Source organism: Actinomadura atramentaria DSM 43919 (genome assembly GCF_000381885.1).
GTDB classification, from domain to species: Bacteria; Actinomycetota; Actinomycetes; order Streptosporangiales; family Streptosporangiaceae; genus Spirillospora; species Spirillospora atramentaria.
In genome coordinates, this window is the sequence record NZ_KB907217.1 from 14,181 (window position 1) to 32,224 (window position 18,044).

The 18,044-nt window shown below is 76.0% G+C and carries 23 protein-coding genes; 14 read left to right on the top strand and 9 right to left on the bottom strand.

Annotation, left to right across the window (positions count from 1 at the left end):
* Positions 1–247: 247 nt before the first annotated feature.
* A complete protein-coding gene (locus G339_RS0122295; protein ID WP_019633283.1) occupies positions 248–1,324 on the bottom strand; it encodes a tyrosine-type recombinase/integrase in 1,077 nt (358 codons plus the stop codon).
* Positions 1,325–1,442: 118 nt separating this feature from the next.
* Positions 1,443–1,661, bottom strand: coding sequence for a hypothetical protein (locus G339_RS0122300; protein ID WP_019633284.1), 219 nt, complete (start codon positions 1,659–1,661; stop codon positions 1,443–1,445).
* 472 nt (positions 1,662–2,133) lie between these two features.
* Between G339_RS0122300 and G339_RS0122305 the strand changes: the two genes are divergently transcribed.
* Positions 2,134–2,718 carry a TetR/AcrR family transcriptional regulator gene (locus G339_RS0122305; RefSeq protein WP_019633285.1) on the top strand — a complete coding sequence of 195 codons (585 nt, stop codon included), beginning with the start codon at positions 2,134–2,136 and terminating at the stop codon, positions 2,716–2,718.
* A gap of 242 nt (positions 2,719–2,960) precedes the next feature.
* Here G339_RS0122305 and G339_RS0122310 read toward each other — a convergent pair whose 3' ends face one another.
* Positions 2,961–3,434 (bottom strand): hypothetical protein, encoded by a 474-nt coding sequence (locus tag G339_RS0122310; protein ID WP_019633286.1) that lies wholly within the window; start codon positions 3,432–3,434, stop codon positions 2,961–2,963.
* A 158-nt stretch (positions 3,435–3,592) separates the two neighbouring features.
* Between G339_RS0122310 and G339_RS0122315 the strand changes: the two genes are divergently transcribed.
* Both G339_RS0122315 and G339_RS34870 read left to right on the top strand, forming a co-directional pair.
* Entirely contained in the window at positions 3,593–4,228 is a 636-nt protein-coding gene (locus G339_RS0122315; RefSeq protein WP_019633287.1) for an alpha/beta hydrolase, read from the top strand.
* Complete coding sequence (locus G339_RS34870) at positions 4,225–5,133, top strand: alpha/beta hydrolase (protein WP_019633288.1); 909 nt, start codon at positions 4,225–4,227, stop codon at positions 5,131–5,133. The genes G339_RS0122315 and G339_RS34870 overlap by 4 nt, the downstream gene beginning before the upstream one ends.
* Positions 5,134–5,136: 3 nt before the next feature.
* Here the strand turns inward: G339_RS34870 and G339_RS0122325 are convergent, their stop codons facing one another.
* Positions 5,137–5,859: a hypothetical protein gene (locus G339_RS0122325; RefSeq protein ID WP_033323990.1), complete on the bottom strand. Its 723-nt coding sequence runs from the start codon at positions 5,857–5,859 to the stop codon at positions 5,137–5,139.
* A 137-nt stretch (positions 5,860–5,996) separates the two neighbouring features.
* Here G339_RS0122325 and G339_RS0122330 point away from each other — a divergent pair, with 137 nt between their 5' ends.
* Genes G339_RS0122330 through G339_RS0122340 form a run of 3 tightly spaced genes read left to right on the top strand, consistent with a single transcriptional unit; the run spans position 5,997 to position 8,934 of the window.
* Positions 5,997–7,010: an AAA family ATPase gene (locus G339_RS0122330; protein WP_019633290.1), complete on the top strand. Its 1,014-nt coding sequence runs from the start codon at positions 5,997–5,999 to the stop codon at positions 7,008–7,010.
* Complete coding sequence (locus G339_RS0122335) at positions 7,007–7,990, top strand: DUF58 domain-containing protein (protein WP_019633291.1); 984 nt, start codon at positions 7,007–7,009, stop codon at positions 7,988–7,990. The genes G339_RS0122330 and G339_RS0122335 overlap by 4 nt, the downstream gene beginning before the upstream one ends.
* Positions 7,987–8,934, top strand: coding sequence for a VWA domain-containing protein (locus G339_RS0122340; RefSeq protein WP_019633292.1), 948 nt, complete (start codon positions 7,987–7,989; stop codon positions 8,932–8,934). Before G339_RS0122335 ends, G339_RS0122340 begins: the two co-directional genes overlap by 4 nt.
* Before the next feature lie 21 nt (positions 8,935–8,955).
* On the opposite strand, the gene G339_RS0122345 is transcribed toward G339_RS0122340, so the two are convergent.
* Complete coding sequence (locus G339_RS0122345) at positions 8,956–9,759, bottom strand: rhomboid-like protein (protein ID WP_033324037.1); 804 nt, start codon at positions 9,757–9,759, stop codon at positions 8,956–8,958.
* Between the two features lie 128 nt (positions 9,760–9,887).
* Here G339_RS0122345 and G339_RS0122350 point away from each other — a divergent pair, with 128 nt between their 5' ends.
* Both G339_RS0122350 and G339_RS34875 read left to right on the top strand, forming a co-directional pair.
* A complete protein-coding gene (locus G339_RS0122350; RefSeq protein ID WP_019633294.1) occupies positions 9,888–10,511 on the top strand; it encodes a class I SAM-dependent methyltransferase in 624 nt (207 codons plus the stop codon).
* The gene (locus G339_RS34875; protein WP_019633295.1) at positions 10,508–11,098 is read left to right on the top strand and encodes a TrmH family RNA methyltransferase; all 591 of its coding nucleotides are present in this window, start codon (positions 10,508–10,510) and stop codon (positions 11,096–11,098) included. Before G339_RS0122350 ends, G339_RS34875 begins: the two co-directional genes overlap by 4 nt.
* A gap of 10 nt (positions 11,099–11,108) precedes the next feature.
* Here the strand turns inward: G339_RS34875 and G339_RS0122360 are convergent, their stop codons facing one another.
* Positions 11,109–11,348, bottom strand: a complete 240-nt coding sequence (locus tag G339_RS0122360) for an EF-hand domain-containing protein (protein ID WP_019633296.1) — start codon at positions 11,346–11,348, stop codon at positions 11,109–11,111.
* Between the two features lie 102 nt (positions 11,349–11,450).
* Between G339_RS0122360 and G339_RS0122365 the strand changes: the two genes are divergently transcribed.
* From G339_RS0122365 to G339_RS0122375, 3 genes are all read left to right on the top strand, one after another.
* Positions 11,451–12,443, top strand: a complete 993-nt coding sequence (locus tag G339_RS0122365) for a GlxA family transcriptional regulator (RefSeq protein WP_019633297.1) — start codon at positions 11,451–11,453, stop codon at positions 12,441–12,443.
* Positions 12,444–12,535: 92 nt separating this feature from the next.
* Positions 12,536–13,144 (top strand): isochorismatase family protein, encoded by a 609-nt coding sequence (locus G339_RS0122370; protein WP_019633298.1) that lies wholly within the window; start codon positions 12,536–12,538, stop codon positions 13,142–13,144.
* Between the two features lie 79 nt (positions 13,145–13,223).
* A complete protein-coding gene (locus G339_RS0122375) occupies positions 13,224–14,075 on the top strand; it encodes a glycerophosphodiester phosphodiesterase family protein (RefSeq protein WP_019633299.1) in 852 nt (283 codons plus the stop codon).
* A gap of 154 nt (positions 14,076–14,229) precedes the next feature.
* On the opposite strand, the gene G339_RS0122380 is transcribed toward G339_RS0122375, so the two are convergent.
* A complete protein-coding gene (locus tag G339_RS0122380; protein ID WP_019633300.1) occupies positions 14,230–14,535 on the bottom strand; it encodes a type II toxin-antitoxin system Phd/YefM family antitoxin in 306 nt (101 codons plus the stop codon).
* Between the two features lie 102 nt (positions 14,536–14,637).
* Here G339_RS0122380 and G339_RS0122385 point away from each other — a divergent pair, with 102 nt between their 5' ends.
* From G339_RS0122385 to G339_RS0122395, 3 genes are all read left to right on the top strand, one after another.
* Positions 14,638–15,297, top strand: coding sequence for a ClpP family protease (locus tag G339_RS0122385; RefSeq protein WP_019633301.1), 660 nt, complete (start codon positions 14,638–14,640; stop codon positions 15,295–15,297).
* Positions 15,294–15,914 carry an ATP-dependent Clp protease proteolytic subunit gene (locus G339_RS0122390; RefSeq protein WP_019633302.1) on the top strand — a complete coding sequence of 207 codons (621 nt, stop codon included), beginning with the start codon at positions 15,294–15,296 and terminating at the stop codon, positions 15,912–15,914. The genes G339_RS0122385 and G339_RS0122390 overlap by 4 nt, the downstream gene beginning before the upstream one ends.
* 178 nt (positions 15,915–16,092) lie before the next feature.
* Complete coding sequence (locus G339_RS0122395) at positions 16,093–16,437, top strand: RNA polymerase-binding protein RbpA (RefSeq protein ID WP_026341685.1); 345 nt, start codon at positions 16,093–16,095, stop codon at positions 16,435–16,437.
* A gap of 194 nt (positions 16,438–16,631) precedes the next feature.
* Here the strand turns inward: G339_RS0122395 and G339_RS0122400 are convergent, their stop codons facing one another.
* Together G339_RS0122400 and G339_RS0122405 are read right to left on the bottom strand one after the other, a co-directional pair.
* Positions 16,632–17,171, bottom strand: a complete 540-nt coding sequence (locus G339_RS0122400) for an FxsA family protein (RefSeq protein WP_019633304.1) — start codon at positions 17,169–17,171, stop codon at positions 16,632–16,634.
* Between the two features lie 119 nt (positions 17,172–17,290).
* Positions 17,291–18,043, bottom strand: coding sequence for a polyprenol monophosphomannose synthase (locus G339_RS0122405; RefSeq protein WP_019633305.1), 753 nt, complete (start codon positions 18,041–18,043; stop codon positions 17,291–17,293).
* Position 18,044: the final 1 nt, after the last annotated feature.

Consider the following 18,044-nt stretch of genomic DNA (forward strand, 5'->3'; position numbering starts at 1 on the left):
ACCCGCCACAACCCACACCACCACCCCCGGACCCCGCCCGCGAGATGCACCCGGCACGTCCCGACGCACCCAAACGACGCGGCACGGCCACGCCGGGCTGGGCTCGACCGCATGGCCCAGCCCAGCCCAGCACAGCACCGCGCAGCCCAACACGGCCCGACACCCCAGCGCACGACCAGCCCAGCGCCACGACCCAGCACGGCACGGTGCGCGGCGCCCCGACAACGCGGCGGCGCGGCGCGGGGGGTCAGTCGCGCGTGCCGCCGTTCCCGGTGCGGCGGCCCGTCAGCAGCGGGTGGACGCGCATCGCGGCCTCCAGCTCGCCGGGGAGCTCGTCGCGGTACCGGCCGAGCGTCGACAGGTCCGCGTGGCCCAGCACGCGCCGCACGGCGTCCATGTCCGTCGCCGCCGCCAGCAGGTGCGTCGCGGTGGTGTGCCGCAGCCCGTGCGGCGTCACACCGCGCCGCCGGCCCGGCTCGACCCGCTCCAGCACCCGGTCGATGACGCCCTGCACGTCCCCGCGCGCCAGCCGCCGGCCCCGCCACGACAGCAGCAGCGCCTTGCCCTCCACACCCCGGTCCAGCTCCCGCCGCCCCGACGCCAGATACGCGTCCAGCACCTCGGCGACCGCGCCCGGCAGCGGCACGTCCCGCGTCCGCCCGCCCTTGCCGAAGATCCGCCAGTACCGCACCCCGGCGTTGACGAAGAAGTCCTCCACGTTCGCGCGCGTCAGCTCCGACACCCGCGGCCCCACCGACACCAGCAGCAGCACGATCAGCCCGTCCCGCAACTGCGTCCGCTGGTCCGCGCGGCCGCGCGGCGCGGCGGCCGCCAGCTCCCGCGCGGCGTCCAGCAGCCCGCCCGCCTGCTCGGCGGTCAGCGCCCGCCGCTCCGCGCGCAGCCCGCCGCGCTCCCGGGGCCGCAGCGTCACCGACGCCATCGGGTCGAGCTGCACCCACCCGGCCGTCGCCGCGTACCGGAAGAACGCCGACACCGACCGCCGGAACCGCGCCTGCGACGCCGCGCTCTGCACACCCGCCCGGGCACCGGTACGGGCGCCGGTGCCGGTGTGGGCGGGGCCGCCCGCGCGGCGGCCGTCGGGTTTGCGGGCGAACCGCACCAGGACCCCGTCGACGTCGGCGCCGTCCAGGTCGTCCAGGACGCGTTCGGCGCCCGCCAGCGCCGCGAACGTCAGCACGTCCCGCACGTACACCTCGGCGGTGCCGGGTGCGAGCGCGCCCGTCGCGGCCTTCGCGCGGACCATGTCGGCGTAGCGGTCGGCCGCGTCGGCGACCGTGAGGCGGTGGACTCGGGGAGGACGCACGCCGCAGAACCTACCGGCCGCCACCGACAGTCCACGGCGGAACGGCGGAGGCCCCCGGCCGCGGTCGCGGCGGGGGGCCTCCGGGGAGTCCGGGATGTTGGAGTCCGGGGCGTTCCGGTCAGGGGAACACGAACTCGCGGGCGGGGCTCTGCGGCGCGTGGTCCTGCGCGGCGTGCAGCGCCTCGGCGAACCCCGGGTCGCGGCGGCCGTGGCGGGCTACGACGGTGCAGCTCACCCCCGCGGTCCTGGCGGCACGGGCTACGTAGCCGTGCTCGGCGAGGTCGGCGAGGAAGGTGTCCACCCACGTCGGGGCGGGATGCAGGGTCGTCGCAGCCATTCGATCACTCATCACGTACCGGTTTCCGGGGGCGCCGCCGCGCGGCGCGCTTTCGTATCCGGAAAAGGTACCCGCTCGGGGGACGCAACCGACCGGAAACGCCGCAACCCGCACCGATTTTTCCCGGAACCGGGGGAGCGGACGGCACGGTTTCCCGTGCCGGGCCAGGGGGAGCGGTGGCCGCGCGGGGGCGTCCGTCGCGGCCGCCGCCGGGGCCGGGGCGGTCGGGGAGGCGGGCGTCCGGCGGCCGCACCGAGCCCGCACCGGCGGACGTTTCCGCAGGTCAAGACGTGTTTCTCGGTTTCCTGACCGGACCGAACAGAATATGGCTTCTGTCTGGTTTCGACATATTTGTCCATGTCTGGGGTGTATGTCCCGGCGGGGGCGGGGATCGTGGTTCCGGGTAGAGTGGGCGTCCGCCCACCCTCGGTGACCCGCACGGGTCCGTCGAGGTCCGTCGAGGGGGAGAGCCATGCCCACCGGAGTCGCGCTGCGGGACGCCCGCGAGCAGTTGTTCGCCGCCGCCGAACGCGTCCTGCTGCGCGACGGCCCGAACGCGCTGACCAGCCGCGCCGTGGCCGCCGAGGCGGGCGTCGCCAAGGGCGTCGTCCACCGGCACTTCACCGACTTCGACGCGTTCCTGGCCGACCTGGTCACCGACCGCGCCGCGCGGGTCGCGGCGCGCGGCGACGAGCTGGCGGCCCGCGCGGGGGCGGGGGACGTGCCGGGGAACGTCGCGGCGGTGCTCGCGGAGGTGTTCGGGCCGGTGGCGCTGTCGGTCGTCGCGCTGACGGCGTCCCGGGACGGGCTGCGGGCGCGGCTGCGCGCGGCGCGGCCGTTCGGCGTCCCGGTGCTCGCCGAGGCCGCCGAGGTGATCGCCGGATACCTGGCGGCGGAACGCGACGCGGGCCGGATCGCCGCGGACACCGACGTGGACGTGCTCGCGCTGACGCTCGTCGGCGCGGCGCATCTGCTGTACGCGGGCCGCGACGACCGTCCCGGCGACGCCGAGGTCCGCCGGATCGCGGCGGCGTCGCTCGCCCCGGCGCTCACCTGACGCGCCGCACCGCCGGGAACGCCGAGACGCCGCTCAGACGCCGCCGACCAGGCCGGACGGCCCCTCTCCAACCCCTCCCGCGAACGCTCGATAATGCACATTATGTTAAGTAGATCGGATCGGGGGTGCCCCCCCGCGGCAGATCCACGCGGGCGGCGGCGAACCCCCTCTCCGGGCATGCGATCGGCCCCGCACCCGGCGCGGTGCCGGGCCACGGGGCCGCAGAAGAATCCGGGACGCCGTCAGACGCGGCGCAGGTACCAGTGCTGTCCCTGCGCCCGGCCCGCGGGCAGCAGGAGGGTCGGCGCGCCCCGCTCGGCCTCGGTGAGCGCGTCGTCGCCGAGGATCAGCTCCAGGTGCGGGCCGCGCTCGACGAAGTGCCACTCGCCCGTGCCGGCGTGCCCGCACGGCAGGGTCGCGGTGCGCGGCGGGTAGATCCGCTCCAGCGCGACGCCGAGGCAGTGGTCGGTGCCCTCGTGGCGGATGCTGTAGCCGCGGTGCTCGCGGGTCAGCGCCCAGGTGGTGTCGCACGGCCCGACGAAGGTCTTCTCGTTGAAGCCGCCGCCGTTGCGCAGGCAGCCGCCGTGCTCGGCGCCGATGAGGTACCGGCCGGGCAGCGGCTGGGCGTCGGCGCGGGCGGGCGCGGCCACGAGCGCGGTCGAGAGAGCGGCCGACAGGGCGGCGGCGGCGACCGCGGTGATGCGGTTCAGGCGCATGGGTCATCCTTTCCAAGAAAATGACGCTGGGTGACGCAATGATGACACAGAGCTTGCCGAGCCGGAAAGGGAAACCGCGCGCTACGTGACCGGACCATCGCCCACCGTCAGGATTCACCGATCCCCGCCGCGCGGGACGGTCCGAGTAGGGTGCCGACATGCCGGACACTCCCCTGCCGCGCCTGTCGGCACGCGGCCCCGCCCGACCCCGCGCCGTCGCGCTCCTGCTCCACGGCGGCCGCGAGCACGGCCGCGAACCGACCCACCCGCGGCAGCCCGCGCCGCTGCGGATGGTCCCGTTCGGGTGGGAGCTGGAACGCGCGGGACGCCGCCGGGGCCTGGCGGTGTGGACGCTGGGATACCGGATGCGGGGCTGGAACGGCGACGACGCCTCCCCCGTCCCCGACGCCCGCTGGGCGCTGGACCGCGTCCGCGCCGCGTGCGGCCCCGGCACCCCCGTCGTGCTCGTCGGGCATTCGATGGGCGGGCGCACGGCGCTGCGCGTCGCGGGCGATCCGGCGGTGGTGGGGGTCGCGGCGCTGGCGCCGTGGGTGCCGCGCGGTGAGCCGGTGGAGCAGCTCGCGGGGCGGCGGGTGCTGGTGCTGCACGGCGAGGAGGACGGGACGACTCCCCCGGCGGCGTCGCGGGCGTTCGTGCGGCGGGCGCGCGCGGCGGGGGTGGGTGCGGTGTACGTGCCGGTGCCGGGTGAGGGTCATGCGATGCTGCGGCGTCCGGGGGTGTGGCATCGCGCGGTGACGGGTTTCGTGCTGGGCTGTGTGGGCGGGGCGTCGTGAGGGACCGGGAGTACCTGGCGTTCCTGCGGGAGTTCCTGCAACAGTCGGCGGAGCATGGCGCGCGGGTGCGGCGCGAGGGCCTGCGGGGACTCGCGGCGGCGCGGGCCGTGCATGCGGCGGAACTGGCGGGTCTCCCCCGCGTCCCGGTGCGGCGGGTCCGGGACGTGACGGTCGGCGGTGTCCCGGCCCGCCTGTACGAGCCGGGCGGGACCGACGCGCTGCTGGTGTGGTTCCACGGCGGCGGCTGGGTCCTCGGCGACGTCGAATCCTACGATCCGGTGGTGCGGGCGCTGGCGGCGGCCTGCGGGCTGGCGGTGCTGTCGGTGGAGTACCGGCGGCCCCCCGAGCACCGGTACCCGGCGGCGGTCGACGACGCCGTCGCCGCGTTCACGGCCGCGTCGAAGCTCGCGGCGCGCACGGGAATCGGCGGGGACAGCGCGGGCGCGCAGATCGCCGCGGCGGCGGCGTACCGGCTCGCGACCGGCGAAGGCCCCGCCCCCGCCGGCCAGGTGCTGGTGTACCCCGCGCTGGATCTGCGGTCCGTCCCGCCCGCCCCGCCCGACCCGGACGGGCTGCCGTTCCCGCCCTCGGACCTGGACCGCGTCCTGGACCTGTACCTGGGCGGCGCCGACCCCGCCGATCCGCGGGCGTCGCCGCTGCTGGTCCCCGACCCGTCCGTCCTGCCGCCCGCCGTGGTCGCGACCGCCGAGCACGACCGGCTGCGCCCCCAGGCCGAGGCGTACGCGGCGCGGCTGCGCGCCGCCGGCGTCGCGGTGGACCTGGTGGCCGGGGACGGCCTGGACCACGGGTTCCTCGGCTGGGGTTCGCGGGCCCGCGCCGCCGCCGACGGCGTCACCCGCGTCGGCCGCGCCGCCCGCGCCCTGCTCGCCGAACCGGCGCGCTAGACGCTAGAGGGGCCCGCCGTCGCCGGGCGGCACCGTCCCCGTCGTGGAAGGCGACGGGGACGGGGACATCGGCGTCTGCGACGGCGACGGCTGCTGCGGTTGCGGCTGCGTCATCGTCGGCTCCGGAGGCTGCCGCGGCGGCGGCGACGTCTCCGGCTGGCACGCGAACAGCACCACCAGCAGCACCCCCAGCACCACCAGAATCCCGACGAGCGTCAGCACCGCCGCGACCAGCCCCCGCTCCGGCGGCCGCCCCGACGCGGGCGCCGAAACGACCGGCGGCGGCGCGGGCCGGTCCAGCACCGGCCGCGACCCCTCCCAGTGCGGACGGAACCGAGGCCCGTGCCGCACCCCCTCCTCGAACACCCCGTCCAGCAGCACCGGCCGCAGGAACCGCTCCGCACCCGCCCGCTCGGGATCGAACTCCGTCGCCACCCACGGCGCCGGACCCTCCGGCTGCGCCGCCACCACCGGCGCCGCGTCGGGCCCGCCCGAACCCGGACCGCCCGGCAGCGCCGCCAGGATCGCCGACCGGAACCGGTCCCGCGCCGCCGCGTCCCCCGCGGCCCCGCTGTTCAGCACCGCCACCGCCGCGCGGCGGCCCTCGGCGTCCACCCCGACGAACACGGTCCCGGCGGCGGACTCCGACAGCCGCGCGGTGAGGCGGAACGGCCCGAGCGTCCCCGGGTCCTCCCCCGGCGGCGGGGGTGCAGGCGGCGTCGACATGGCCGCCACACTAACAACCTGCCCCGACCCCGTCCGGCGCCCGCCCGACCTAGATCGCGTAGGGTCGGAGACACGCTTGCGCCGCACACCCGCGATCACCCGCGACCAGCTCGCGAGGACCAGTGAGGGAACCGCCGATGACCGTCGCCGCCCACGACGCCGACCGGGCCGCCGCGCTCCTGCAGACGACGCTGGCCGAGGTCAAGAAGGTCATCGTCGGGCAGGACCACATGGTCGAACGCCTCGTCGTGGCGCTGCTGGCGCGCGGCCACTGCCTGATCGAGGGCGTGCCGGGGGTCGCCAAGACCCTCGCGGTGGGGTCGCTGGCGCGGGTGGTGGGCGGGACGTTCGCGCGGCTGCAGTTCACGCCGGACCTGGTGCCGTCCGACATCGTGGGGACGCGGATCTACCATCCCTCCACCGAGCAGTTCGACGTGGAGCTCGGCCCGGTGTTCGTGAACTTCGTGCTGGCCGACGAGATCAACCGGGCCCCGGCGAAGGTGCAGTCGGCGCTGCTGGAGGTGATGGCCGAGCGGCAGGTGTCGCTGGGCGGCGCCACGTATCCGCTGCCGCGGCCGTTCATCGTCCTGGCGACGCAGAACCCGATCGAGTCCGAGGGCGTGTACCCGCTGCCGGAGGCGCAGCGCGACCGGTTCCTGATGAAGATCGACGTGGGGTATCCGGGGGCGCACGACGAACTGCAGATCCTGCGGCGCATGAGCGTCGACCCGCCCGCGCCCGACCGGGTCCTGGACCCCGACCGGCTCGCGGGCCTGCAGCGCGCGGCGGACGCGGTCGCCGTCCACGAACTCGTCGCGGACTACATCGTGCGGCTGGTGATGGCGACCCGCGAACCCGAGCAGTACCACCTGCCCGAGCTCCGCGACGTCGTCGACATCGGCGTCAGCCCCCGCGCGACGCTCGGGCTGGTCGCGGCGTCGCGGGCGCTGGCGCTGGTGTCGGGCCGCGACTACGTGCTGCCCGACGACGTGCGCGCCGTCGCCCGCGACGTGATGTCGCACCGGATCGTGCTGACGTTCGACGCGCTCGCCGACGGCGTCGACACCCGCGACGTCGTCGGGCAGGTGCTGGCCGCGGTCCCCCCGCCGCGCGTGGTGTGGAACCACGGCGCCGGGGAGGGCCGCGCGTGACGGCGGAGCGGGCCGCGGGGCGGCGGGACGGGGCGCGGCGGCTCGCGCCGGGCCCCGGCCTGCGGCGGCTGCAGCTCTCGGTGACGCGCAGGCTGGACGGGCTGCTGAACGGCGAGCACCTCGGCCTCCTGCCCGGCCCGGGGACGGAGCTGGCGGAGGCGCGCGTGTACCAGCCCGGCGAGGACGACGTCCGCCACATGGACTGGGCCGTCACCGCCCGCACCACCACCCCCCACGTCCGGGACCTGGTCGCCGACCACGAACTGGAGGCGTGGGCGCTCATCGACCTCACCGCCAGCATGGACTTCGGCACCGCCGACCTCCTCAAACGCGACCTGGCCGCCGCCGCGCTCGCCGCCGTCGGGTTCCTCACCGTCCGCCTCGGCGACCGCGTCGGCGCGTACCTGCACACCGCGGACGGCCTGCGCCGCTGGCCCGCCCGCACCGGCCGCCCCGCCCTCTACTCGCTCCTGCAGACCGTCCTGGACACCCCCGCCGCCCCCGCCGGCCCCGAGGGCGCCGGCGTCGGGCTCGCCGCCGCCGTCACCGCCCTCGCCCGCGGCCAGACCCGCCGCGGCCTGCGCGTCGTCATCTCCGACTTCCTCCCCGCCGACGGCGACGACCCCGAACACCCCCCGTGGGAACACCCCCTGCGCCGCCTCGCCGCACGCCACCAGGTCCTCGCCGTCGAAATCCTCGACCCCCGCGAACTCGACCTGCCCGACCTCGGACCCCTCACCCTCACCGACCCCGAGACCGGCCACACCCACGAAATCACCGTCGACCGCCGCACCCGCGCCCGCTACGCCGACGCCGCCGCGCGGCAGCGCGCCGCGACGCGGACCGCGCTGCGCCGCGCCGGCGCCCACCACCTGGTCCTGCGCACCGACCGGGACTGGATCGCCGACCTCGCCCGCTTCGCGCTCCGCCAGCGCCGCGCCGCCGGCCGCGCCATCGCCGCACCGGGGGCCCGCCCATGACCTTCCTGTCGCCGGAGCGGCTGTGGCTGCTGGCGCTGGTGCCGCTGCTGGTCGCCGCGTACGTGCTGGTGCAGTTCCGGCGCCGCTCCTACGCGGTGCGGTTCACGAACCTGGCGCTGCTGCGGAACGTCGCGCCGCGCACGCCGGGGTGGCGGCGGCACGTCGCCGCGGTGCTGTTCCTCGGGATGATCGCGTTGATGACGGTCGGGTTCGCGCGGCCCGCCGCGAACGTCAAGGTCCCCCGCGACCGTGCGACGATCATGGTGGCGGTCGACGTGTCGCTGTCGATGATGGCCCGCGACGTGGCCCCCTCCCGGCTGGACGCCGCCCGCTCGGCCGCCAAGAAGTTCCTCCAGGACCTCCCCGTCCGCTTCAACGTCGGCGTCGTCGCGTTCGCCGGGAACGCCAACCTCATCGCCTCCCCCACCACCGACCGCGCCGCCGCCATCGCGTCCCTGGACCGCCTCTCCCTCGCCAAGCGCACCGCCATCGGCGAGGCCGTGTTCACCTGCCTGCAGGGCATCACCTCCTTCGACGCCCAGGCCCGCCAGGACCCCCCGCCCGCCCACATCGTCCTGCTGTCCGACGGCGACAACACCACCGGACGGTCCGTGCAGGAGGCCGTCGACGCCGCCCGCGCCGCGCACGTCCCGGTCTCCACCATCGCGTTCGGCACCCCCTACGGCACCGTCGACATCGAGGGCGAGACCACCAGCGTGTCCGTCAACAAGGACACCCTGCGCGCCCTGGCCGACAACACCGAGGGACGCGCCTACGAGGCCGCCGACGCCGGGCAGCTCACCGACGTGTACTCCCACATCGGCTCGTCCCTCGGCTACACCACCGAGCACCGCGACATCGCCGCCCGCTTCACCGGCCTGGCGCTGCTGCTGGCGCTCGGCGCGGCGGGCGCGTCCCTGTTCTGGTTCTCCCGCCTCCCCTGACCCCGGTCGGCCGTCTCCGGGTCAGTCGCCGCCCGCGCCCGGCGCGGCCGCCGAACCCGTCCGCCACCGGCACGGCTGCGGACACGGCAGGCACCGCGCGAGCCGCGGCGGGCGGCGCGGCGGCGCCCACCACAGCAGCCCCACCGCGACGCCGAGGCCCACCAGCGCGGCCAGGACGTGCCCGACGTCCCAGACCGTCCGCCCGAACACCAGCGGCAGCGCCAGCGCGAGCGTCAGGACCGACGCGGCGGCGATCCGGACGCGGCCGCGCATCAGCAGGATGGCGCCGGCGAGCTGTCCGACCATGATGTAGCTGACGCCGACGTCGGTGGACACCGCCAGCCACTGCGGGGCCCGTCCCGACTCCAGCGCGCTCGTCTCCGCCAGTGCCGTCAGCAGCGTCCCCACCACGTGCGCGGTCAGTCCGATCACCACGGACCGCGGTGTCCCCCACCTGCGCTCCCCCCACGCCACCACCGTCACGAACACGATCACGTAGAACACCAGGCCGTTGCCCTTGTCGGCGACCCACAGCGCGCTGTTCACCAGCGCGTGCAGCGGCTCGCGGTGCAGGTTCCGCAGGTTCGTGGACTGCAGCGTCGTCAGCAGGTCGATGAGCTTCGGCGGCGCCGACACCTGCACCAGCGTCGACGCGGTGAACACCGCCACGTACCCGAACGTCGCCGGGGCTTCCAGGATCCACGCGTGCGCGGCGCGGGTCCACGGCGCGCACCGCGCCACGACCCGGCCCGCCGGCTCCCACACCGCTCCCAGGCCCCGCAGCGCGTACCACGCGAGCAGCGCCGCCAGCACACCGACGATCATCCGCACCCCCCGATGCCCGACCCGATCTGCAGCGTGCCACCCGGCGGTGCGGGCCGCCCGCACCGACACTCCCCGCGCGCCCCGCGGGTGGCCGGGGGACGGTCCGGGGGCTGATACGGTCGGCCGACGTGGGGGATCACTACTTCGCGCCGCGGCCCGGCCTGCCCGCCCGGCCCGGGTCCGTCGACCTCGTCCTGCCGGATCTGCACCTGCGGCTGGCGACCGACCGCGGCATGTTCTCCCCCGACCGGGTGGACGCCGGGACGCGCGTGCTCCTGGACACCGTCCCCCCGCCGCCCCCCACCGGGAATCTCCTGGACCTCGGCTCCGGATACGGCCCCATCGCCCTCACCCTGGCGGCCCGCTCGCCGCAGGCGAGCGTGTGGGGCGTGGATGTGAACGAGCGAGCGCTCGAAGTCGCGAGGCAGAATGCCTCCACCGCCGGGCTTGACAACGTAAGGTTCATTCGGCCGGGGGAGGCCGACCCGGGCCTGCGCTACGACGCGCTGTGGTCCAACCCCCCGATCCGCATCGGCAAGCCCGCCCTCCACGAGCTGCTGCTCACCTGGCTGCCCCGCCTCTCCCCCGGCGCCACCGCCCACCTCGTCGTCCAGAAGCACCTCGGCTCGGACTCCCTGCACCGCTGGCTCGACGCGCGGGGCTACCCCACCGAGCGCGTCGCGTCCCGCTCCGCCTACCGCGTCCTGGCCGTCACCCGCCCCTCCCCCGACCCCGCCGAAGGACCCCGATGAGCAGCACCGCCCGCCGCACCGACGACACCGCCGGCCCGGGCGAGGGGGCGCGGCCGGCGCGGCGGCAGCTCCGCCCCACCGACGTCAAGCGCCTCAACCGCGACTGGCGGCGCCGCACCACCGGGCGCCTCGGCCTGCTCGCCGAGTCGGTCACCCAGCCGTTCAACGTCGGGTCGATCCTGCGCAGCGCCGCGGTGTTCGGCGTCGAGCACCTGTGGCTCGCCGGGAACACCACCCCGCCCACCCACCGCAACGCCGCCAAGACCGCCCTCGGCACCGAGCGCCTGGTCCCCTGGAGCCACGCCGGGTCCCCCGCCGACGCCGCCGCCGAGATCCGCGCCGCCGGGTTCCGCCTCGTCGCCGTCGAGCTGACCTCCGACGCCGTCCCGCTGCACGACGCGCCCCTGGACGGCGACGTGTGCCTGGCCGTCGGCGGCGAGGACCACGGGGTGTCCCCCGCCCTGCTCGCCGCCGCCGACGCCGTCGCCTACATCCCCCAGGTCGGCCGCGTCGGGTCCCTCAACGTCGCCGTCGCGACCGCCGTCGCCCTCGCCGAGGTCCGCCGCCGCGAATGGGCCGGGGACTGACCGGACGGGGTCACGCGCGGCCGGCCTCCATCAGCGCCGCGAACTCCTCCAGCGAGATGCGGCCGTCGCGGTCCCCGTCGGCCTGCACCACCACCTCCACCGCCCGCGTGTCGCTGATCTCCTGGCCCAGCGCCGCCATCAGGCCCTTCAGCTCCGCCGGGGAGATCCGCCCGTCCCCGTCGACGTCCACCAGCTCGAACGTCGCCCGGTACCGCTCCACATCCGCCATCAGGGGCTCCTCCTTCGTCATCGGGTTCTCCGCCCGCCGACCGTAGCAGCGCCCGACCCGATGTCCGGATGTGACAGACAACTGTCGTTGCAGACACCGCCCGTCTCCCGCGACAATTCCCTCATGAGCCCGGCACCCCACCGCGTCGTCACCGCCGTCTTCCCCGGCGTCGACCTCCTCGACGTCACCGGCCCCGCCGAAGTGTTCTCCCTCGCCTCCCGCGCCGCCGGACGGCAGCCCTACGAGGTCCTGCTCGCCGCGCCCGGCGGCGGCACCGTCACCACCGCCGCCGGCGTCCGGATCGCCGCCGACCTCGCCTTCGACGACGTCGACGCCCTCGACCGCGTCGACACCCTCCTGGTCCCCGGCGCCAGCGACGGCGACCCCCACCGGCCGCGCGCCGTCGTCGACCCCGCCGTCGTGGACTGGGTACGGCGCACCGCGCCCCGCGCGGGCCGCGTCGCGTCGGTGTGCGTCGGCGCGCACGTCCTGGCCGCCGCCGGACTCCTGGACGGCCTCACCGCCACCACCCACTGGTCCACCGCCGCCCAGCTCGCCGCCGAGCACCCCGCCGTCACCGTCGACCCCGACCCGATCTTCGTGCGGTCCAGCGGCCGCGTGTGGACCGGCGCCGGCATCAGCGCCTGCCTGGACCTGTCCCTGGCGCTCGTCGCCGACGACCACGGCGAGGCCGCCGCCCTCGCCGTCGCCCGCTCCCTGGTCATGTACCTCAAACGGCAGGGCGGGCAGAGCCAGTTCAGCGTCCCCCTCGCCCACGCCGGGTCCGCCCGCCGCGACATCGACGACCTGCGCCTGTGGATCGCCGAGCACCTCGCCGAAGAACTGACCGCCGCCGAGATGGCCGCCCGCATGGGCCTCAGCGAGCGGCAGTTCGGCCGCGTGTTCCGGCGGCAGACCGGCACCACGCCCGCCGCGTACGTCGAGCAGGCCCGCGTCGAGGCCGCGCGGCGGCTCCTGGAGACCACCGACCTGCCGCTGCCGCGCGTCGCCGCCGACAGCGGGCTCGGGTCCGTCGAGACGCTGCACCGGGCGTTCCGGCGGCGGCTGGGCACCGGGCCCGGCACCTACCGGCGGAGGTTCCGCACCCTCGCCTGACCCTGATTCCCCAACCACTGATCCCCGCGCATCCGCAACGCCGCACCCGCGGCGGCGCGAGCGTGCGCGCGAACCGGAAGGAAACCCCTGCCATGAGCACCACCGTCTCCGCCACCCTCCGCGACGTCTCCGGCCTGCCCGCCCGGCCGGCCCGGCTCGCCGAAGCCACGCTCGTCCTGATCGACTACCAGGACACCTACCGGTCCGGCGTCATGGCGCTGCCCGGCGCGGAACCCGCCCTGGCCGCCGGGGCGCGGCTGCTGGCCGCCGCCCGCGACGCCGGCGCGCGGATCGTCCACGTCGCGCACGACGGCGGGCCCGGGTCCGCCTACGACGTCCGCGCCGCGAGCGGGGCGATCAGCGCCGAGGTCGCGCCCCGCGACGGCGAACCGGTCGTCGTCAAGACGTTCCCCGACTCGTTCCACCAGACCGACCTGCAGGACGTCCTCACCGGGCTCGGCGCGGGCCCCGACCTGGTCCTGGCCGGGTTCATGACCCACATGTGCGTCGCGTCCACCGCGCAGGGCGCGTTCAACCGCGGCTACCGGCCCACCGTCGTCGCCGACGCCTGCACCACCCGGTCCCTCCCCGGCCCGGACGGCGCCTCGCTGCCCGCCGGCGACCTGCACCGCGCCGCCCTCACCGCCATCGGAGACCTCTACGGGATCGTCGTCCCCAGCGTTGACGCGCTCACCGCCTGACGAGTTGGGACATCGATCCCAGCCAGGGGCTTTACACAGTAAGGTCCGGGGTGGGGTCGGGGCGGGCGATAATCGGGGCGTGCCGCGCAGCTACGCCTTCCTCGACCACCCCGGCCCCATCCCCTTCGCCCACCGCGGCGGAGCCGGCCGCCCCGAGAACACCCTGGCCGCGTTCCGCCGCGCCGCCGACCTCGGCTACCGGTACCTGGAGACCGACGCGCGCGCCACCGCCGACGGCGTCGCCGTCGCGTTCCACGACCGCACCCTGGACCGCGTCACCGACCGCACCGGCCCCCTGGCGCGGCTCCCCTACGCCGAGGTCGCCCGCGCCCGCGTCCGGGGCGTCGAGCGCGTCCCGCGCATCGAGGAGATCCTGGAGGAGTTCCCCGACGCGCGCGTCAACATCGACCTCAAGGACGCCGCCGTCATCGGCCCCCTCACCGAGGTCCTGCACCGCGCCCGCGCGTTCGACCGGGTCTGCGTCACCTCGTTCTCCACCCGGCGCCTCGCGCAGTTCCGCGCCCGCCTCCCCCTCTACACCGGCGGCGACGTCTGCACCGCCCTCGGCCCCCGCGACCTGGTCACCCTGCGGACCCTGTCGCTGGCCGGCCGCGCCGAGGCGCGCCGCGAGCGGCTGGCCGCGCTCGCCGCCGCCGGCGTCGCCTGCGCCCAGGTCCCCGACGCCCTCGGCCCGCTGCGCGTCGTCACCGCGCCGTTCGTCGCCCAGTGCCACGCCCTCGGCCTGAAGGTCCACGTCTGGACCGTCAACGACGAGGCCGCGATGCAGCGCCTCCTGGACCTCGGCGTCGACGGGATCATGACCGACCAGCTCGTCGCGCTCCGCCACGTCATGTCCGCGCGCGGGCTCTGGCGGCACGACCCGCCCGCCCCGCGCCCCGCTCCCCCGGCGGCTCCCGAGCGCCGGGGCTAGAGCGCGCCGCAGCGCGAGTGCGTTACCTGGGCGGTGAAGCGACGCCGGAGGCGAGCTTCGCCGCCCAGGTCGCGAAGCGATGCCGCGCTCGCACAGGCCCGGTGAGGCCCGAGCCGCCAGGCGAGGGCCGTGGGCCGGGACTTGGAAACACCGCCTAGCGGCCGAACCCCGGCGGGCGGCCCGGCTTGGGGCCCGCCGCCGGGCGCAGCTCGGCGGCGATCCGCAGCGGCCGCGCGGCGGGCCGCTCGTCCGGCGCGCCCGGCGCGGTGGTGCGGGTCAGGTCGATGTGCTGCTCGCGCTGCAGTTCATGGACGGCGCGCAGCAGTTCCAGGTCCTCCGCCGACACCAGCGCGGCCATCGGCCGGCCGCGCCGCGTCAGCAGGACGGGGTCGCCGGTGTAGGCGACCCGGTTGACCAGATCGGCGAACTGGGCGCGCGCTTCGGTGACCGGGATTTCCACGGATTCATCGTATAGCGAACCCGCTTGGCCGACCCGAGCCGCCAACTGTACGTTTCGTACAGCGACTATCTGTACGGAACGTACAGTTCAAGGGAGGCGTTCATGCTGCGACACGGATACCCGGGACTGCCCGCGCCCGAGCGGGGGCACGCGCCGAGCCCGCTCACCTACACCGGCCGGTCCTCGGCCGCCGCCGAGGCGCCCGCGCTCGCCGACGCCCAGATCTACGAGCGGCTGCTGCGCCGCCGCATCGTGTTCCTCGGCGAGGAGATCGACGACCGCGTCGCCAACCGCGTCGGCGGGCAGCTCCTGCTGCTGGCCGCCGACGACGCCGAGCGCGACATCACCCTCTACATCAACTCCCCCGGCGGCGTCGTGGACGCCGGCATGGCGATCTACGACATGATGCAGTTCGTCCCCAACGACATCGCCACCGTCGGCCTCGGCCTGGCCGCCTCGATGGGCCAGACGCTGCTGTGCGCGGGCGCGCCCGGCAAGCGGTACGCGCTCCCCCACACCCGCGTGATGATGCACCAGCCCCACGGCGGCATCGGCGGCACCGCCTCCGACATCAAGATCCAGGCCGAGCAGTCCCGCTACCTCAAGCGCGTCCTGGCCGAGCGCACCGCCTTCCACACCGGCCAGCCCGTCGAGCGCATCGACGCCGACGGGGACCGCGACCGCTGGTTCACCGCCGAGCAGGCCCGCGAGTACGGCCTGGTGGACCACGTCATCGACTCCACCGACCGGGTCGGATCGTGACCGGCGCGCCCCTGCCCCGCGGCGAGAGCCGCCACATCGTCCCGTCCTACGTCGAGCGCACCTCCTACGGCGTGAAGGAGATGACGCCCTACAACAAGCTGTTCGAGGAGCGGATCGTCTTCCTCGGGTCGCCGCTGGACGACACCGCCGCCAACGACGTCACCGCGCAGCTCCTGGCCCTGGAGGGCATGGACCCCGACCGGCCCGTCAGCCTCTACATCAACTCGCCCGGCGGCTCGCTCACCGCCATGACCGCCGTCCTGGACACGATGGCCTACATCCGGCCCCGCGTGGAGACCACCTGCGTCGGGCAGGCCGCGTCCGCCGCCGCCGTCGTGCTCGCCGCGGGCGCGCCCGGCACCCGCGCCGCGCTCCCCGGCGCCCGCGTCCTGCTGCGCGAACCCGCCGTCGAACCCGTCCGCGGGTCCTCCAGCGACCTGGCGATCCAGGCCGCCGAGATCCTGCGGCTGCGCGACCGCGCCGAGGAGACCATCGCCGCCGCCACCGGCCGCGACCCCGCCGACGTCCGCCGCGACCTGCGCCGCGACCGGTACTTCACCGCCGCCGAGGCCCTCGACTACGGCCTCGTCGACGTCGTCCTGGCCCCGCGCGGCTGAGCGCCCGGCGGCCGGGCGGCGACCCCGTCCGGCCGCCCCGCGCGCGGCGCCCGGCGGGCCCGGGCTCGTCGCCGGGTCCGCAAACCGCAGGGTTGGAACGGCCCCCGGGCGGGAATCTTGTGACCGGATCCAGCGTTGGCATGGACAACACCGCAAGTCGTCTGGGAGGCACGTGACGATGGCCGAGCGCGCACTTCGCGGCACCCGACTCGGAGCGACGAGCTACGAGAACGATCGCAACACCGACCTGGCCCCCCGCCAGGAGGTGGACTACACCTGCGGCAAGGGCCACCGGTTCACCGTGACGCTCGCCGCCGAGGCCGAGGTGCCGATGACGTGGGAATGCCGGAGCTGCGGGATCACCGCGCTCCGGGTAGACGGAGAACTGCCCCAGGCCAAGAAGGGCAAGCCCGCCCGCACCCACTGGGACATGCTCATGGAACGCAGGACCGTGGAGGACCTGGAGGAGGTCCTCGCCGAACGCCTGGCGATCCTGCGGGCGGGACGCCGCAAGAGCGCCTGACCCGCAGCACCCCCGACAACGACGTCCGTCCAGGGGCCGCACCGACCACCGGTGCGGCCCCTGACGCGTTCCACGACCCGAAAACCCCGCGCCCGAGGCGACGACGGGCCGCCGTGCGTTCCCCGTGCTGGGAACGCAGTTGCGCTGGAAACGCCCGGGGCCGGAAAACGTCGCAGGGACGGGACTGGAGCCGATCAGGGGCGGGCGCGCAGGTCGCCGGAGCCGTCGCCGGGCTCGTCGCGCAGGACCTCGCCGCGCACCACCGGCCCCCGCGGGGCGTCCCCGTCCGCGCGCGGCGCGCCGGGGAAGCCGAACTCCGGCGGGAACCCGCCGCCCAGCACGTCGCCCAGGCCCGGGGCCGCCGCCGCACGGCGCGCCGTGAACCGGGCGAAAGCGCGGCGGACCAGCGGACGCGTCGGGGGCAGCAGCGTGAACGCGCCCGCCACGTCGCTGACGAACCCGGGCAGGAGCAGCAGCAGCCCGCCCGCCATCACCAGCGGCGCGTCGCCCGCCCGCTTGCCGGGCACCGCCGGGGGCACGCCGCGCGCCGCGTCCTGCAGCGTCCGCCACGCCCGGCGGCCCTCCCGGCGCACGATCCAGCCGCCCAGGGCGCTGCCCGCGAGCAGCAGCGCGAGGGTCGGCCAGCCGCCGAGCAGGTGGACGACGCCGAGGACGGCGAGGATCTCCAGGACGGGCAGCAGCAGGAACGCGGCGATGAAGGGACGAGAGGGCATGGCTCCGGTTTCGCGGGGTCGGGAAAAACGTCTACGTCCGGTTCAACGCGGCGGGCCGCCGGAACGTTTCCGCCCGGCGGCCCGTTGCCGTGTGCCCGTGCTGTGGACCCGCGTCCGGGTCAGCGCCGGAAGCGGGCCGTGCGGGCCTCCACGCCCCAGCGCGCCACCCGCCACGCCGCCTCGGCGATCACGTCGCGGCTCATCTTGCTCTGCCCGTGGACGCGCTCGTGGAAGGTGATCGGCACCTCCACCACCCGCAACCCCTGCCGCAGCGTCCGCAGCGCCAGGTCGATCTGGAAGCAGTAGCCGCGCGACGCGACGCCGTCCAGGCCGATCTTCTCCAGCGTCGCGGCCCGGAACGCCCGGAACCCGCCCGTCGCGTCGTGGACGGGGACGTTCAGCACGATCCGCGCGTACACGTTCGCGCCGCGCGACAGCGCCTCGCGGCTGCGCGGCCAGTTCACGACCTTGCCGCCCGGCACCCACCGCGACCCGATGACCAGGTCGGCGTCGCGCAGGGCGGCCAGCAGCAGCGGCAGCTCCTCGGGCTGGTGGGAGCCGTCGGCGTCCATCTCGACGACGACGTCGAAGCCGTGCTCGCGCGCCCAGCCGAACCCGGCGATGTAGGCGGCGCCGAGCCCGTTCTTGGCGGTGCGGTGCAGGACGTGGACGTGGTCGTCGGCGGCCGCGAGGGCGTCGGCGAGCTCGCCGGTGCCGTCGGGGCTGTTGTCGTCCACGACCAGCACCGAGGCGTCCGGCACGGCGGCCCGGACCCGGGCGACGATCGCCTCGATGTTCTCGCGCTCGTCATAGGTCGGGATGACCACCACGACCCTGCCCAGATCCGGCGTTCCGTGCGCCGCTGTGTCCATC

What these genes read in the sequence shown, in the direction of transcription:
- G339_RS0122360 (WP_019633296.1), bottom strand. Translation starts at nt 11,348, where the DNA reads ATGACGAAGGAGGAGCCCCTGATGGCGGATGTGGAGCGGTACCGGGCG.
- G339_RS0122365 (WP_019633297.1), top strand. Translation starts at nt 11,451, where the DNA reads ATGAGCCCGGCACCCCACCGCGTCGTCACCGCCGTCTTCCCCGGCGTC.
- G339_RS34875 (WP_019633295.1), top strand. Translation starts at nt 10,508, where the DNA reads ATGAGCAGCACCGCCCGCCGCACCGACGACACCGCCGGCCCGGGCGAG.
- G339_RS0122325 (WP_033323990.1), bottom strand. Translation starts at nt 5,859, where the DNA reads ATGTCGACGCCGCCTGCACCCCCGCCGCCGGGGGAGGACCCGGGGACG.
- G339_RS0122405 (WP_019633305.1), bottom strand. Translation starts at nt 18,043, where the DNA reads ATGGACACAGCGGCGCACGGAACGCCGGATCTGGGCAGGGTCGTGGTG.
- G339_RS0122315 (WP_019633287.1), top strand. Translation starts at nt 3,593, where the DNA reads ATGCCGGACACTCCCCTGCCGCGCCTGTCGGCACGCGGCCCCGCCCGA.
- G339_RS0122385 (WP_019633301.1), top strand. Translation starts at nt 14,638, where the DNA reads ATGCTGCGACACGGATACCCGGGACTGCCCGCGCCCGAGCGGGGGCAC.
- G339_RS0122340 (WP_019633292.1), top strand. Translation starts at nt 7,987, where the DNA reads ATGACCTTCCTGTCGCCGGAGCGGCTGTGGCTGCTGGCGCTGGTGCCG.
- G339_RS0122395 (WP_026341685.1), top strand. Translation starts at nt 16,093, where the DNA reads ATGGCCGAGCGCGCACTTCGCGGCACCCGACTCGGAGCGACGAGCTAC.
- G339_RS0122400 (WP_019633304.1), bottom strand. Translation starts at nt 17,171, where the DNA reads ATGCCCTCTCGTCCCTTCATCGCCGCGTTCCTGCTGCTGCCCGTCCTG.
- G339_RS0122300 (WP_019633284.1), bottom strand. Translation starts at nt 1,661, where the DNA reads ATGGCTGCGACGACCCTGCATCCCGCCCCGACGTGGGTGGACACCTTC.
- G339_RS0122345 (WP_033324037.1), bottom strand. Translation starts at nt 9,759, where the DNA reads ATGATCGTCGGTGTGCTGGCGGCGCTGCTCGCGTGGTACGCGCTGCGG.
- G339_RS0122330 (WP_019633290.1), top strand. Translation starts at nt 5,997, where the DNA reads ATGACCGTCGCCGCCCACGACGCCGACCGGGCCGCCGCGCTCCTGCAG.
- G339_RS0122370 (WP_019633298.1), top strand. Translation starts at nt 12,536, where the DNA reads ATGAGCACCACCGTCTCCGCCACCCTCCGCGACGTCTCCGGCCTGCCC.
- G339_RS0122305 (WP_019633285.1), top strand. Translation starts at nt 2,134, where the DNA reads ATGCCCACCGGAGTCGCGCTGCGGGACGCCCGCGAGCAGTTGTTCGCC.
- G339_RS0122310 (WP_019633286.1), bottom strand. Translation starts at nt 3,434, where the DNA reads ATGCGCCTGAACCGCATCACCGCGGTCGCCGCCGCCGCCCTGTCGGCC.